The following is a 14,126-nucleotide window of genomic DNA, read 5'->3' as shown; positions in this document are numbered from 1 at the left end:
AATTATCTTAATTTATCTGCAATATCTCGATCATTGCTCAGTCTTGGTATTTTATTCTGGCCACCTAATTTCCCTATCGATTTCATATAATCCTGAAAACCATTTTTGGAAACTTTTGTAATGATTAGCTTTCTCAACACATTGCCCACAATCAGATCATCATAATAGACATTCTGTTTTCTCATGGCATCATCTATCTTAAGCGAAAAAGCCTCTAGGTTTTCGGGTTCGTTTTCAAATTCAATCAGCCATTCGTGGTATGGCAATCCTTCTTTTGGGGTAATTTGCGGTGCTACCGTAAATTCGTTTACGCGGATGTCAGTGCCTTCCATTGCTTCTTTTAATGCTTCTTCTACTTCTTTTCCGATGACATGTTCCCCAAAGGCAGAAATATAATGCTTGATTCTTCCTGAAACGATTACACGATAGGGTTTTAAGGAAGTAAACTGCACCGTATCGCCAATATTATAGCCCCAAAGGCCTGCATTGGTCGAGATAATCAGTACATAGTTGATACCGAGCTCTACTTCTCCAATCGTATATCGTTTCGGATTTTCCGTAAAAAATTCATCTGCTTTTATAAATTCATAGAAGATTCCTGCATTCAAAAGCAGCAACATTCCTTTTTCTGTTTGGGAATCTTGATAGGCGAAAAATCCTTCCGATGCCGGAAATAACTCAATACTGTCGACTTTTCTTCCGATAAGATTTTCAAATTTTGCCCGATAGGGCTCAAAATTTACGCCTCCGTAAATAAACAGGTTAAAATTCTTGAAGATTTCTCCCACCGGCTTCCCTCCTTTCTGCTTCAGCTTTTCGAAATACATTTGAACCCAGGACGGAATTCCAGAAATAACGGTCATGTCTTTATTGAACGTTTCTTCAACGATTACATCAACTTTGGTCTCCCAATCTTCAATACAGTTGGTTTCCCAGCTCGGCATTCTATTTTTTTGAAGGTATTTGGGAACAAAATGCGCGACAATTCCAGATAGTCGACCTAGCTTGATACCATTTTTTTCTTCTAAAATTGGACTTCCTTGCAGAAAAATCATCTTTCCTGAAACAAAGGAAGAATTTCCGGTTTCATGAATGTAATGAAGAATTGCATTTCGCGCTGCTTGAATGTGGAAAGGCATCGATTCTTTAGTCAGCGGAATGTATTTCGCGCCAGAAGTCGTTCCCGAAGTTTTAGCAAAATAAATAGGCTTGCCTTTCCATAAAACATCGGGCTCGCCTTTTTTTATTTTTTCAACGTAGGATTTTAAGCCTTCATAATCACGAATCGGGACGTTTTTTGCAAAATCAGAAAATGATTTTATGTTATTAAAATTATGATCTTTTCCGAATTGCGTGTCTTTGGCTTGCCGAATCAAATCTTTAAAAACGTGTTCTTGCGTTTCAATGGGATTATTGGCCCATTTCTGGGTCTTCTCGTAAATTTTTTTGGCAAATTGTTTAGCAAAAAAAGCTTTTATTGACATTTTTAAAGGTTTCTGATTACATAAAAAAACAGCTTGGAATGGAGATTTTAGTCCCTTCCTAGCTATTCGAATTCTATAAAGTTGGTCGGATCGATCGCAAAACCGTCTTTCCACAGTTCGAAATGCAAATGGACTCCGGTTGATTCTTGGCCCGTTGAACCAGCCATAGCTATTACTTCCCCCGTCCTTACTATATCTCCTTGCGTTTTGGTTAGCGATGCTGCATGTTTATACACTGACATTATTCCTTCACCATGCCTGATGATGATCACATAGCCCGTTGATGGCGTCCAATCGGCAAAAATAACGGTTCCATTCGCAACTGATTTTATCGGCGTGTTTTTCGGCAACGCGATATCAACCGCAAAATGTTTTGTTTTTGGGTCATATTTGTCTGTAATATGTCCGGTGACCGGTGGAAAAAGCACCAAATTTACTTTCGCTTGTGCCTTGTCGAAAAGGTTGTATTTGTCTTCTTGGGCGACTTTTTCCCTCAAGGCAGCATCTTCTTTCGATGGCTTGAAATCTATTTCCGAAATATCAGCCTGTTCTGCCGCCATGATCGAATCCTTGCTTAATTTTGCGACTTCCACATCGCCAGCCAATACTTTCTTGATTGATTCGATATAGGCATTATTCATCTTGATGGCTTTTTCCAAAGAATCTGATTTTAATGCCAATTCGGTGGCTTCACGTTTTAATTTGGTAGAAGCATAGCCTGGAATGTATTCTCGTAATGGGGTAAAAGCGATAATGTAAGTTGTAATCGCAATCAGGAAAATGGCTCCGCTTGTCAGCACAACAAAGACATTCATAAGATTGAGCTTAAGAGAGAAAATTTCTTCAAAAGTTTCTTCATTCAAAATAACCAATCGGTTTTTTGTCAAAAGCTTTTTCTTTAAAATCTGTCTTTTTAGCCTCTTTTCTGACATTTCATTTTTGTATTTTACAAATATAATAATTTGGAAGTCTTGCCGACGTTTTTCTGCAATTACTAAGCTGTTAAATCAATTGCACCCTTTTTAAAACCGATATGTTTCTTTTATCGTAAGTAGTTATAGTAAACTGAAAAAATGATTTTAACGTATAATTATTTGTTATATAAAGAAGTGATACGATTTTTCTTTTTACATTTGCAGAATATTTATAATGCTTGAAAAAGCGGTAATTTTTTTAATCATGGGAAAATTAGGTTTAACGGAAATACTTGTAATCGTTGCGATTATCTTATTACTTTTTGGAGGTAAAAAAATTCCAGAATTGATGAAAGGATTGGGTTCGGGTATAAAAGAATTCAAGAATGCTGCTAAGGATGATCAGCCTGCCGCGTCTAAAAAAGAAGAAGATACAAAAATTTAAGACTGCTTTTTAAAACAAGCGGTTCATTGAAGCCTCAAGGATTTTAAAATCCTTGAGGCTTTTATTTTGCCATAAATTGAAAGTTATAAGCAGAATTGTTGAAAACTACTCTTTCTATTTTTTACTCCTTTTTTATTATATTAAAATACAAACACTTAATTTTTTAACTTAGCACTAACAAATAACTTAAATCGTAATTGAATATGAAAATAATCAAAACCATTCTTTGCGTTCTTTTCGGGCTGATGTTTGTTAATGCTGGCCTTGACAAATTTTTCCATTATATGCCTATGCCGGAAATGAAACCAGAAGACATGAAAATTTATGAAGCTATGGAAACGCTTTCGTGGCTCATCCCTTTAGTCGCTGTTATTGAATTAGCAGGCGGCTTGCTTTTTATTTTTCCAAAAACAAGAGCTTTGGGAGCGATTGTTATCCTTCCTATAACTGTTGGGATTTTACTACACAATTTTGTGTTCACGACTGAAGGGCCGGGAATAGCAATAGCTGGAGTACTTTTCCTTATCAATATCTGGATGATTGGCAATAATTGGAATAAGTACAAGCCTATGTTTAGCTAAGATCAAGGTAAGAAAATTAGAAAAAGCTTCAAGAAACTAAATCTCTTGAAGCTTTTTTTATTCTTTTCCGCTCTTTAAAATCCCATACAGTTCCTGAATCTTTGAAACTGGCAGGTCATTTAATAATTTATGGATTTCTCCTATAGCTTCGCTTTTGGAAATTGTAAAAAGTGCATGATTCTCTGGAAGCTGTTGGTCTTTGTCTGGTATAAAATCAAACAAATCGTTTGGCGTACAGTTGAAATCGATACAGAGCATTTCTAATTTCCAAAAAGGAATCGATACGAGCTTATCATTCACGACTCCATTGGCATAGCTGCCGGAGTGCCCTTGATCAACAAGATATTTAACTGGTTTCGTAATTCCCTTGATCTTAAAAATTGGTTGTAAATTTAGTTTTATCATTTGGCATAAAATATAAGTTACATTTCTATGTCTAGGGGTAATTACTGTTTCAAATATAATAAAAATTGACTTTTTATAAAGAAATATTTTCCTGAAATGTCTTGTTATTTTTGCTCGAAATGTTTCTAATTTTACTTGAATTCAAAAACGTTTTAATTAAATATAAAATGATTTCAAATACATAGCAAATCATCTTATATACAATTGTTTATCTTGTACTTGGAATTCGTTTTCAGCTAAATAAAATATTCAAATTTTTATAATATCATCGTAAGCTGGATTCTCTTCCTGTTTTCGTCAATTTCAACTACTTTCACTTGTACTTGTTGGTGCATCTTCACGACTTCGTTTACATCCGAGACAAAGCCTTCTTTTAATTGCGATATATGGACAAGACCGCTTTCTTTGATTCCGATATCAACAAAACATCCAAAATTCGTGATGTTATTTACAATGCCTGGCAATACCATTCCGGTTCTTAGATTAGCAATTGTTTTAACATTGGGATCGAATTCAAAAACTTTGGCTGCCTTTCGTGGATCTAGCCCTGGTTTTTCTAATTCCTTGACAATATCTTTCAGACCAAGTAGTCCGATATCTTCTGTCACGTATTTTTCTACAGGAATCTGACTAATTTTTTCTTTGTTTGCAATCAGGTCGTTTAAGGAAATCTTCAAGTCTTTTGCCATCTTTTCAACTATTCCGTAGGCTTCTGGATGCACCGCTGAATTATCCAGCGGATTTTTTCCATTAGAAATTCTAATAAATGCCGCCGCCTGTTGATAGGCTTTTTCGCCTAATCTCGGTACTTTTTTCAGCTGTTTTCTTTCTTCGAAAGCGCCATTTTCTGAACGGTAAGCGACTATATTTTCGGCCATCTTCTCTCCTATTCCAGAAACATAGCTCAACAATGATTTGCTGGCCGTATTGATATTGATTCCGACAGAATTCACGCATCGCATTACGACTGTATCCAATTCATCTTTTAGCTTAGACTGATCCACATCGTGCTGGTATTGCCCCACGCCTATTGATTTTGGCTCAATTTTTACTAGTTCGGCCAGCGGATCGGACAATCTTCGTCCAATGGAGACGGCACCACGAACGGTTACGTCATAACTTGGAAATTCGTCCCTTGCAATTTTTGAAGCGGAATAAACAGAAGCTCCTGCTTCGCTCACTACAAATACTTGGATCGGTTTATCGAAAGTAATTTTTTTGATGAAAAATTCGGTTTCACGGGAAGCCGTTCCATTGCCAATTGAAATAGCATCGATCTTATAGGCATTCACCATGGAGCGGATTTTCTTCATCGCAATTGCCGTTTCATTTTGCGGCGCATGCGGAAAAATGGTCTCGTTATAAAGCAGGTCGCCTTTTTCATCTAGGCAGACAATCTTACATCCGCTCCTGAAACCTGGATCTATGGCAAGAATTCTTTTTTCGCCTAATGGCGGCGCTAAAAGCAATTGTCCTAGATTTCCAGCAAAAACTTGGATGGCTGTGGCATCTGCTTTTGTTTTTGCTTCTTGAAGCGCTTCATTTGAAATAGCCGGCGCTAGCAATCTTTTATAACTATCTTCAATTGCTTTTTTTAGATGGACGGCTGTTTCTTTTTTATTTTTTATGACTGCTTCTTCCATCATTTCGATGGCTTCATCGTTATCGATCTCAATCTTCAGCTTGATAAATCCTTCGTTTTCTGCACGGAGCATTGCCAATAACCTATGAGAAGGAGCTTTCAAGAGGTTTTCCGACCAGTCAAAATACTGCTCAAATTTTTTAGCTTTTTGTCGTAGCTGCTCGCCTTCTGGCGTATCTTCAATCTTTAGCTTGACGGCTTTCGTCGAAATCGAAGATTTTCTTTGGTAAAGGCGGCGGAGGTTTTTTCGGATGTATATGTTTTCATTAATCCATTCGGCAATGATGTCTCGAGCGCCTTGAAGTGCTTCGTCTTCGTTCGGAACTTTATCGTTCAGGTATTTTGAAGCTACAAAATCAATATCGTCATTATTTTGTGCCATGATAATTTTTGCCAAAGGTTCCAATCCTTTTTCACGAGCAACATCGGCTTTTGTTTTTTTCTTTTTCTTATACGGCAGGTATAAATCCTCTAGGTCGTTCAAATCGTAGCTTTGTTGGATTTTCTTTTCAAGCTCAGGTGTTAACGAATCTTGTTCTTGAATCGATTTTAGAATGGCTTCTTTTCTTTTTACGATCGTTTCAAATTCTTTGCTCAGCTTGGCAATTTGCTCGATTACAACCTCATCCAAATTACCTGTCTTATCTTTTCTATATCTTGAAATAAACGGAATCGTACAATCTTCGTTTAAAAGCTGTAGCGTATTTTCAATGTTTTTCGTTGGTGTGGTAACTTGCTTGGAGATGAATTCTAGGTTGGTCATAATATATTTTGGTACTAATTTTTGTAGGCAGCAATTTAAAAAAAAGCATCTCAAAAACTACTAGCGTTTTAAAGATGCTTTAAATATATTTTTATTTTGGATATTCTTTATTGGCAAGCGATTTTATCAACGCGATTTTGGTGTCTTCCACCTTCAAAATCTGTACTTAAAAAAGCTTCCACCATTTCAACTGCTTGATGAATAGCCGTAAAACGTGCTGGTATGCTGATAATATTGGCATTATTATGTTGTCTCGCCAAAGTAGCTATTTCTTTTGTCCAGCATAGCGCGCTGCGTATTCCTTGGTGCTTGTTAACCGTCATGTTGATTCCATTGCCGCTGCCGCAGATTACGATTCCGAAATCAGCTTTGCCGTTTTCAACATCAAGAGCAACCGGATGTCCAAAATCTGGATAATCGACGCTGTCGCTGCTGTCTGTTCCATAATTTGTTACTTCATGTCCTTTTGCTTTCAGCATTTCGACAATTGCCTTTTTGTATTCTGGTCCAGCGTGGTCATTCCCGATCGAAATTTTCATATGTATCTTTATTAGTTGTGTCCTGCAAATTTACCGCAACAGTTTCCATTTACCAAACTAAATAGTCATGAAGTTGCATCTTTTGATTATCAAATGTTTAGGTTTTTCGCATTTCATAAAAAGCTGATAATCATTACCTAAATTGTAACGTAAATGTTAAATTATTGCAATGTTAACAGTAATTTACAATGTACTGACTTTTAGTTAATTATAAATTAACATGGATTGTTCATAACTTCGGATAGAATTTTAGAAGTATTTCTTGTTTGTTCGATTAAAAACAGTAATCCAAAATTACATTTGAAAATGCAAATTTAGTTTGGTGAATTTTTGGAGAAGTTATCAGCATCAAAAGTTATTTTGTTAACAGTAATTAACAAGTAAAGTTATTTACATTTTCATCTCAAAAACGATTATCAACTGTTGTTAACAAAGTCTTAAAAAACCTTTAGAATGAAATACTTAAAACTATTTAGCTGTGTTGATAAGTCAGTATAACAAACCATAACTTAAAATCATTGCCTTAAAAAATTAATTTATTGCAGCTATTAACACGCTATAATAACCACCAAAAAATTAATTTAAATTTCCTTTTTCTTTTTGTTGTTTTTAATAAATGTTGACAACTTCGAAAAGTTAGACAATTTTCAAATTTTGATTTCGGTTGAATTCATCCAGAATTTCTTTTGCTTCTTCTGCATCTTCGGGATGTACTCTGAGTTTGATTCCGCCCAAAGCCTGTGAATACATTGGAACGATGTTCATCATGGTTTCATTCTCGAAAAAATATTGGATTTCCTCTAAATCGAGCCTGTGTTTTAAGATTGTGATTTCGTGAGGATAATTGAAGACTGCGATCGTGATAAAATTTTCCATTTGAATTTGGTTTTCATAAAGATAGCAAGAAATATATTCTTCATCTTTTATTTCAAAAGTTATATTTTGTTTAAAAAAATTAACATTTAAGAGGAAACTGTCAACAATTTCGTAATTTTCAGCATTATTAGAAAAGAATTATGAGTAAGAAACTACGAAAGCCTGTAAAAAAGGACAAAGACTTTACAGCAAGAATTTTAAAGATTTTATCACAAGATGCCAATAAGGCATTCAATTATAAGCAGATAGGAGCCAAGCTTGAATTAGATGATACAAAAAGCAGAAACGAAATTATAAGAGATTTAAAACTTCTGGCTTCTCAAAAGAAGATTGTTGAAATTGAGCCAGGAAAATATTTAGTCGTTGCGACAAGCCAAGATTATTACGAAGGAGTGATTGATATGACAAGCAGAAAGACTGCTTATTTTGTATCAGAAGAATTTGAAGACGATATTTTTATACCGACCAACAACCTAAATAAAGCGTTGGATGGAGATAAAGTAAAGATTTATGTGTATAACAGAAGACGAGGCAAAAAGCCAGAAGGCGAAGTTATCGAGATAATCGAAAGAAAAAAGACCGATTTTGTTGGCGTCATTGATATCCAAAAGAATTTTGCTTTTGTATCGACAGCCAATCCGAAAATGTATACTGATATTTTTATCCCAAAAGAGAAAATTGGTGATGCAGAAAACGGTGATGTTGTGTTGGTTCATATTGAAGACTGGCCTAAAAAAGCAGACAGTCCGTTTGGAGCTGTAATTAAAGTACTAGGAAAACCAGGCGAGCACAATACCGAAATCCATGCGATTTTGGCAGAATACGGACTTCCTTACGACTTTCCGATAGAAGTGGAAACCTATGCTCAAAAAATAGACACTTCGATCCAGGAAAGCGAAATTGCCAAGCGTCGTGATATGCGCGATGTGCTGACTTTTACGATCGACCCGAAAGATGCTAAAGATTTTGATGATGCCTTGTCTTTCCAAATATTAGAAAACGGGAATTATGAAATCGGCGTCCATATTGCCGATGTTTCCTATTATCTCGAAGAAGGAACTATTTTAGATAATGAAGCGTATCAAAGAGCTACTTCAGTGTATTTAGTAGATAGAGTAGTGCCGATGCTTCCAGAAGTATTGTCCAATTTTGCCTGTTCGTTACGACCTCACGAAGAAAAATATACCTTTTCGGCTATTTTCGAACTGACAGAAAACGCCCAGGTTGTCAACCAATGGTTTGGAAGAACCGTAATTTATTCCGACCAGCGATTTGCTTATGAAGAAGCACAGCATATTATTGAAACAAAAGGAAATATAATTCCTGCAGAGATTTCTTTAACTGGAAATGAATACGAAGTTCCTGAAGCAATTCAGAATGCGACTTTAAAATTAGACGAGCTGGCCAAAACACTTCGTAAAAGAAGAATGCGTGATGGCGCTATTTCGTTTGATAAAGTTGAAGTGAAATTTAACTTAAACGAAGCTGCAGAGCCCGTTGGAGTTTATTTTAAAGTTTCAAAAGATGCTAATCATTTGATTGAAGAATTCATGCTTTTGGCGAATAGAAAAGTGGCCGAATTCATAGGAAAACAAAGACCAAAGAAAACATTTGTATATAGAATCCACGACGAACCAGATGAAAATAAACTAATTAGTTTACAGACCGTAATTTCAAAATTTGGATATTCGATCAACTTTAAGTCTAAAAAAGATATTTCGCAGTCGCTTAATAAATTGCTTGAAGATGTGAACGGAAAAAAAGAGCAAAATATGGTTGATACTTTGACGATCAGGACCATGAGTAAGGCAAAGTATTCGACTGAAAATATTGGGCATTACGGACTAGCATTTGACTACTATTCACACTTTACTTCGCCAATCAGACGTTATCCGGATGTAATGGCACATCGTTTGTTACAGCATTATCTCGATGGAGGAAAATCAGCAGACGAAGAATCTTACGAAGAAAAATGCCAGCATTCTTCTAACATGGAAGTCTTAGCAACGAATGCAGAGCGTGATAGCATCAAATACATGCAGGTCAAGTATATGCAAGACCATCAAGATGAAGAGTTTTTAGGTGTAATTTCTGGCGTGACCGAATGGGGAATTTATGTAGAAATTGTTTCCAATAAATGTGAAGGTATGTGTAGGATCCGTGAAATTCGTGATGATTATTACACATTCGATGAAAAACAATATGCATTAGTTGGGGAAATTTCAAAGAATATCCTGCAGCTGGGAGACGAAGTTTTTGTGAAAGTAAAAAGCGCAGATTTGGTTAAAAAGCAGTTGGATTTTACTTTCCTGAGAAAGAATGAATAAAAATAGCAACCAATAAATACTAACACAATGAAAAAGATACTTTTAGTAGCATTTTTAATGCTGACGCAAATCAATTTTGCACAAGAAAAACTTACCAAAAATCTAGGAGATTTTGACGCAGTTCGCGTTTTTGATAGAATATCGGTCCAATTGGTTCCTGCAAATGAAAATAAGATTGAAATTACAGGAGACCGAAGAGACGATGTAGAAATTGTCAATAAAAATGGAGACCTAAAAATCAGGATGAAGCTTAAAAAACTTTTGAAAGGCGAAGACATTACAGCGATTCTTTATTTTAAAAATGAAATTGAAACTATCGAAGCCAGCGAAGGTTCTTACGTATCAAGCGAAGCTACCTTCAAAGCGATTGATTTTAGCGTAAATGCGAAAGAAGGTGCTGAAATAAAAATCAATCTTGATGCCCAAAAATTAGCAGTTAAGGCCACTTCTGGAGGTATAGTAAAATTAAAAGGAAGCGCTAATAATCAAGATATTGTTATTAACTCTGGCGGAATTGTTGATGCTAAAGATTTAGAAACATCACAAACAACTGTAGCCATAAATGCAGGAGGTGAAGCCGATGTAAAAGCTTCAGAACTTGTCGATGCAAAAACTAGGGCAGGAGGCGACATTACCATTTACGGAAGTCCTAAAAAAATAAACAAAAAGACTTTTGCTGGAGGAAACATTACGGAATCCAAACGATAAGTCTGTTAAGGATTGTAATTTTTGAATTATCTTTGTGTTACTATTTTTAATTTGCATAAATTGCTGATTGAATATTGATAGACAAACTTTCAAAAATTACAATCCTTTTTTAATGATTCAAGACATTTTAACAGGCATTCCTTTAGGTTTATTCCTATGCTTTATGATCGGGCCTGTTTTTTTTATATTACTTGAAACCGCTGCTGTCAAAGGTATTCGTGCTGCGTTGGTTTTTGATTTTGGAGTAATTATAGCGGATATTCTTTTTATCTGCATTGCTTATTTTAGTAGCTACCGACTTATAAACAGCTTAAAAGACGAACCTGCACTCTTTATTTTCGGAGGATTGATCATGCTTACGTATGGAATAATTTCGTATCTCCAGCTTAATAAAGCCAGCAAAAATATTTCTGACGATGCCGAAGTAGAGCTCATTAAAAAAAACTACGGAAGTCTATTCATAAAAGGATTCCTGCTTAATTTTATAAACGTCGGAGTTCTCGGATTCTGGCTATTGATTATCATCACCTTTGGGCCTCAGCTCGATTTAAAAACATCCAGATTGATTGTTTTCTTTGCCTCGGTAATCGGAACTTATTTGATGGTTGATATCGCAAAAATGTTTCTGGCCAAAAGACTTAAAAGCAAGATGACTTCGTCTAATATTCTGAAGATAAAAAAAATAACAAGCATACTTTTAATAATCTTCGGATTTTCAATTATGCTCCAGGGATGGTTTCCAAGCGACCAAAAGCTTGTAAAATCAGCCTTAGAAAAAATAGAAAAAAGAAAATAAAGCCAGCTCCCCGCTGGTTTTTTTATTTCAAAAAAGGACATAAAAAAAAAGAGACACTTTTCAGTATCTCTTTTGAAGAGGCATCGAGCGGATTCGAACCGCTGTAGGAGCTTTTGCAGAGCCCAGCCTAGCCACTCGGCCACGACGCCATAATTGATTGGATGGCAAATTTACATATTATTTGCAGTAACGCAAGAAAATCTTTAGTAAATATTAATTTTTAATTTTAATCATTTCTTAATATTAATTTTAATTTTGACAAAAATCAAAATCGTATAAACAATGGTAAAAAAGCTCAATTTCCTTAAACCAATATTTAATTTTATGATTATTGGTCTGATTATTATGACATTAAGTAGAATAGTGCTTTTTTTCCTGTATAGGGATAGGATAGATGAAACTGAAAATTATTGGCACATTTTTCCAATTGGATTGAGATTTGACTTGATTATCTTATGTTATATTTCTTTTCTTCCTGCAGTTTTGATATGTCTGCTGCCTGATAAATTCCTGCAAAAGATTAAAAAATTCCTAAATATTTATTTTCTATTTTTTCTTTTCCTATTCCTTTTGATGGAGTTGTCTACGCCCGATTTTGTGGCACAATACGATACCAGACCAAACAGGCTTTTCCTTGATTATTTGATTTATCCAAAAGAAGTAATGGGTACTTTATTGAAAAGTTATCTGCCTTCCTTGATATTCACGACAATTTTTTTAGGTGTTGCTGTTTATTTTGGATACAAGAAAGGAAAAAAATTATTCTATCCTTCAGCGCAAGATTATAAAACCAAGCTGATTTTGTTTCCTCTAGTGGCTTTTTTATTGTTTTTCGGAGCTCGCTCCAGTTTGACTTCAAAACGCCCTATAAACGCAAGTAATGCTGTTTTTTCAACCGATCAGTTGACCAATTGTGTAGGACTAAATTCTTTTTATACGGTTGCCTTTGCCGCTTACTCCCTAAAAAATGAAGACAATGCGGCCAAAATGTATGGAAAGATGGAGGCGAATGAAGCCTATGATAGAGTAAAAAAGTACATGACTGCTTCCTCGCAAGATTTTACAGATGCTGCTTTGCCTTTACTACACAACCAAAATCCGGATTCTTTACGCGAAAAACCATACAATCTCGTTATCTTTTTGCAAGAAAGCCTTGGTGCTGAATACGTAGGAAGCCTTGGAGGAAAACCATTAACTCCTAATTTTGACAAATTAGCAAATGAAGGCTTATTGTTTACAAATTTGTATTGCACCGGAACTCGAAGCGTTCGTGGTATCGAAGCTGTAGTTACTGGCTTTTTGCCTTCTCCTTCTGAAAGTGTAGTGAAATTAAGCAATTCTCAATCTGGCTTTTTTACACTTGCAGAATTACTGAAAGACAAAGGATACGACACAAGTTTTATCTACGGAGGAAGTGCTAATTTTGATAATATGGCTTCTTTTTTCAACGGTAATGGATTTGAAAATATCGTTGATGAACAAGATTTTGACAACGATGGAAAGAAATATGCCTTTAAAGGAACTTGGGGCTATTCTGACGAAGATTTGGCTACAAAAGCAAATGATTATTTCAAATCTCAAAAAGACAAGCCTTTCTTTTCATTGATGTTTTCAACATCGAACCATGAGCCTTTTGAATTTCCTGATGGAAGAATCAAGCTATTCGACAAAAAGAAAAATACAGTAAACAATGCAATGAAATATGCTGATTTTTCAATCGGAAAATTCTTTGAACTAGCTAAAAAAGAAGACTATTTCAAGAATACAGTCTTTATTGTAATTGCCGATCACAATACCAGAACCTACGGAAAACATCTGGTTCCGATTAAAAAGTTCAGGATTCCGGCTTTGATCATTGGTCCGCAAGTTCCAAAAGGAGAAAAATATGCCAAATTAAGCAGCCAGATTGATATTCCGCCAACATTATTGAGTATGATTGGAATGAAAGTTCAGACGCCAATGCCAGGAAGAAACATCCATGATATCAAGCCAGAAACAAAAGGAAGAGCAATCATGCAGTTCCACGATATCAATGCGTTCCGTGTAGAAGACCAAGTAGTTATCATGCAACCAAACAAAAAACCTTTACAATTTAAAATTGAAAATGATTCCGTTCTGACTCCAATGAAATTAGACGAAGAACTGGCAAAAGATGCCTTAGCTCATGTTACAGCAGCTTCAGATCTTTACAAACAAAAGAAATACAAGGTTAAAAAATAAATTAGCTTCTATATTCCTCAATCTGGATGGTTACGGCTTCAACGTCGCCACCGATTGGGGGATTTATTTTTGAAACCGAAACGATTATTCTTGAAACCGAAGCAATTTCTCTAAAAATACGCTGTACGATTCTATGCGCTACATGCTCCAAAAGTTTAGAGCGGACAGCCATTTCTTCCATCACTATTTTATTGAGATGCACATAATCAACAGTATCTTCCAATTCATCAGTTTCCATCGGTTTTCGCATATCGGCTTTGATTTCCAAATCCACGGAATAATCGGATCCGATTTTGCTTTCTTCTACTAAGCAACCGTGAAAAGAATAAGTTCTGATGTTTTTGAGCTTGATGATTCCCATGATATAGTTATGATTTTTGATTTCAGAAGGTTAGCCTCAATCTGAAAGGATTTACTTTTTAGATA

Annotated in this window: 13 protein-coding genes and 1 tRNA gene; 6 read left to right on the top strand and 8 right to left on the bottom strand. The window is 35.4% G+C overall.

Annotated features, from left to right (window positions below):
* Positions 1–2: 2 nt before the first annotated feature.
* Together GGR22_RS07405 and GGR22_RS07400 are read right to left on the bottom strand one after the other, a co-directional pair.
* Positions 3–1,484 (bottom strand): GH3 auxin-responsive promoter family protein, encoded by a 1,482-nt coding sequence (locus GGR22_RS07405; RefSeq protein WP_182493124.1) that lies wholly within the window; start codon positions 1,482–1,484, stop codon positions 3–5.
* 62 nt (positions 1,485–1,546) lie between these two features.
* Entirely contained in the window at positions 1,547–2,416 is an 870-nt protein-coding gene (locus GGR22_RS07400) for a M23 family metallopeptidase (protein WP_121375708.1), read from the bottom strand.
* A gap of 247 nt (positions 2,417–2,663) precedes the next feature.
* Between GGR22_RS07400 and GGR22_RS07395 the strand changes: the two genes are divergently transcribed.
* Together GGR22_RS07395 and GGR22_RS07390 are read left to right on the top strand one after the other, a co-directional pair.
* Positions 2,664–2,843, top strand: a complete 180-nt coding sequence (locus GGR22_RS07395) for a Sec-independent protein translocase subunit TatA/TatB (RefSeq protein WP_056067112.1) — start codon at positions 2,664–2,666, stop codon at positions 2,841–2,843.
* Between the two features lie 203 nt (positions 2,844–3,046).
* Complete coding sequence (locus tag GGR22_RS07390; RefSeq protein WP_182493123.1) at positions 3,047–3,424, top strand: DoxX family membrane protein; 378 nt, start codon at positions 3,047–3,049, stop codon at positions 3,422–3,424.
* A gap of 57 nt (positions 3,425–3,481) precedes the next feature.
* Here GGR22_RS07390 and GGR22_RS07385 read toward each other — a convergent pair whose 3' ends face one another.
* The 4 genes from GGR22_RS07385 to GGR22_RS07370 form a co-directional block, all read right to left on the bottom strand.
* Entirely contained in the window at positions 3,482–3,829 is a 348-nt protein-coding gene (locus GGR22_RS07385; RefSeq protein ID WP_121375706.1) for a helix-turn-helix domain-containing protein, read from the bottom strand.
* 257 nt (positions 3,830–4,086) lie between these two features.
* Positions 4,087–6,234, bottom strand: coding sequence for a Tex family protein (locus GGR22_RS07380; protein ID WP_182493122.1), 2,148 nt, complete (start codon positions 6,232–6,234; stop codon positions 4,087–4,089).
* A 107-nt stretch (positions 6,235–6,341) separates the two neighbouring features.
* The gene (rpiB, locus tag GGR22_RS07375) at positions 6,342–6,773 is read right to left on the bottom strand and encodes a ribose 5-phosphate isomerase B (protein WP_182493121.1); all 432 of its coding nucleotides are present in this window, start codon (positions 6,771–6,773) and stop codon (positions 6,342–6,344) included.
* 636 nt (positions 6,774–7,409) lie between these two features.
* Positions 7,410–7,649, bottom strand: coding sequence for a putative signal transducing protein (locus GGR22_RS07370; RefSeq protein ID WP_121375705.1), 240 nt, complete (start codon positions 7,647–7,649; stop codon positions 7,410–7,412).
* Between the two features lie 140 nt (positions 7,650–7,789).
* Here GGR22_RS07370 and rnr point away from each other — a divergent pair, with 140 nt between their 5' ends.
* From rnr to GGR22_RS07355, 3 genes are all read left to right on the top strand, one after another.
* A complete protein-coding gene (rnr, locus tag GGR22_RS07365; protein WP_182493120.1) occupies positions 7,790–9,976 on the top strand; it encodes a ribonuclease R in 2,187 nt (728 codons plus the stop codon).
* Between the two features lie 27 nt (positions 9,977–10,003).
* Positions 10,004–10,684, top strand: coding sequence for a head GIN domain-containing protein (locus GGR22_RS07360; RefSeq protein ID WP_182493119.1), 681 nt, complete (start codon positions 10,004–10,006; stop codon positions 10,682–10,684).
* Positions 10,685–10,796: 112 nt separating this feature from the next.
* The gene (locus GGR22_RS07355; RefSeq protein WP_121376254.1) at positions 10,797–11,480 is read left to right on the top strand and encodes a LysE family translocator; all 684 of its coding nucleotides are present in this window, start codon (positions 10,797–10,799) and stop codon (positions 11,478–11,480) included.
* Between the two features lie 78 nt (positions 11,481–11,558).
* On the opposite strand, the gene GGR22_RS07350 is transcribed toward GGR22_RS07355, so the two are convergent.
* Positions 11,559–11,629, bottom strand: a tRNA-Cys gene (locus tag GGR22_RS07350).
* Between the two features lie 424 nt (positions 11,630–12,053).
* On the opposite strand from GGR22_RS07350, the gene GGR22_RS07345 reads away from it, so the two are divergent.
* Positions 12,054–13,700, top strand: coding sequence for an LTA synthase family protein (locus GGR22_RS07345; RefSeq protein WP_246336925.1), 1,647 nt, complete (start codon positions 12,054–12,056; stop codon positions 13,698–13,700).
* Position 13,701: 1 nt separating this feature from the next.
* Here the strand turns inward: GGR22_RS07345 and folB are convergent, their stop codons facing one another.
* A complete protein-coding gene (gene folB, locus GGR22_RS07340; protein WP_121375701.1) occupies positions 13,702–14,061 on the bottom strand; it encodes a dihydroneopterin aldolase in 360 nt (119 codons plus the stop codon).
* Positions 14,062–14,126: the final 65 nt, after the last annotated feature.

This window comes from Flavobacterium gossypii, assembly GCF_014138495.1.
In the GTDB taxonomy this organism is placed as follows: domain Bacteria; phylum Bacteroidota; class Bacteroidia; order Flavobacteriales; family Flavobacteriaceae; genus Flavobacterium; species Flavobacterium endophyticum.
This window is presented reverse-complemented; position numbering and strand designations above follow the sequence as displayed.

Excerpts from the sequence above, each read along its gene's own strand:
- GGR22_RS07405 (WP_182493124.1), bottom strand. The coding sequence starts at position 1,484 with ATGTCAATAAAAGCTTTTTTTGCTAAACAATTTGCCAAAAAAATTTAC.
- GGR22_RS07400 (WP_121375708.1), bottom strand. The coding sequence starts at position 2,416 with ATGTCAGAAAAGAGGCTAAAAAGACAGATTTTAAAGAAAAAGCTTTTG.
- GGR22_RS07395 (WP_056067112.1), top strand. The coding sequence starts at position 2,664 with ATGGGAAAATTAGGTTTAACGGAAATACTTGTAATCGTTGCGATTATC.
- GGR22_RS07390 (WP_182493123.1), top strand. The coding sequence starts at position 3,047 with ATGAAAATAATCAAAACCATTCTTTGCGTTCTTTTCGGGCTGATGTTT.
- GGR22_RS07385 (WP_121375706.1), bottom strand. The coding sequence starts at position 3,829 with ATGATAAAACTAAATTTACAACCAATTTTTAAGATCAAGGGAATTACG.
- GGR22_RS07380 (WP_182493122.1), bottom strand. The coding sequence starts at position 6,234 with ATGACCAACCTAGAATTCATCTCCAAGCAAGTTACCACACCAACGAAA.
- rpiB (WP_182493121.1), bottom strand. The coding sequence starts at position 6,773 with ATGAAAATTTCGATCGGGAATGACCACGCTGGACCAGAATACAAAAAG.
- GGR22_RS07370 (WP_121375705.1), bottom strand. The coding sequence starts at position 7,649 with ATGGAAAATTTTATCACGATCGCAGTCTTCAATTATCCTCACGAAATC.
- rnr (WP_182493120.1), top strand. The coding sequence starts at position 7,790 with ATGAGTAAGAAACTACGAAAGCCTGTAAAAAAGGACAAAGACTTTACA.
- GGR22_RS07360 (WP_182493119.1), top strand. The coding sequence starts at position 10,004 with ATGAAAAAGATACTTTTAGTAGCATTTTTAATGCTGACGCAAATCAAT.
- GGR22_RS07355 (WP_121376254.1), top strand. The coding sequence starts at position 10,797 with ATGATTCAAGACATTTTAACAGGCATTCCTTTAGGTTTATTCCTATGC.
- GGR22_RS07345 (WP_246336925.1), top strand. The coding sequence starts at position 12,054 with ATGGAGTTGTCTACGCCCGATTTTGTGGCACAATACGATACCAGACCA.
- folB (WP_121375701.1), bottom strand. The coding sequence starts at position 14,061 with ATGGGAATCATCAAGCTCAAAAACATCAGAACTTATTCTTTTCACGGT.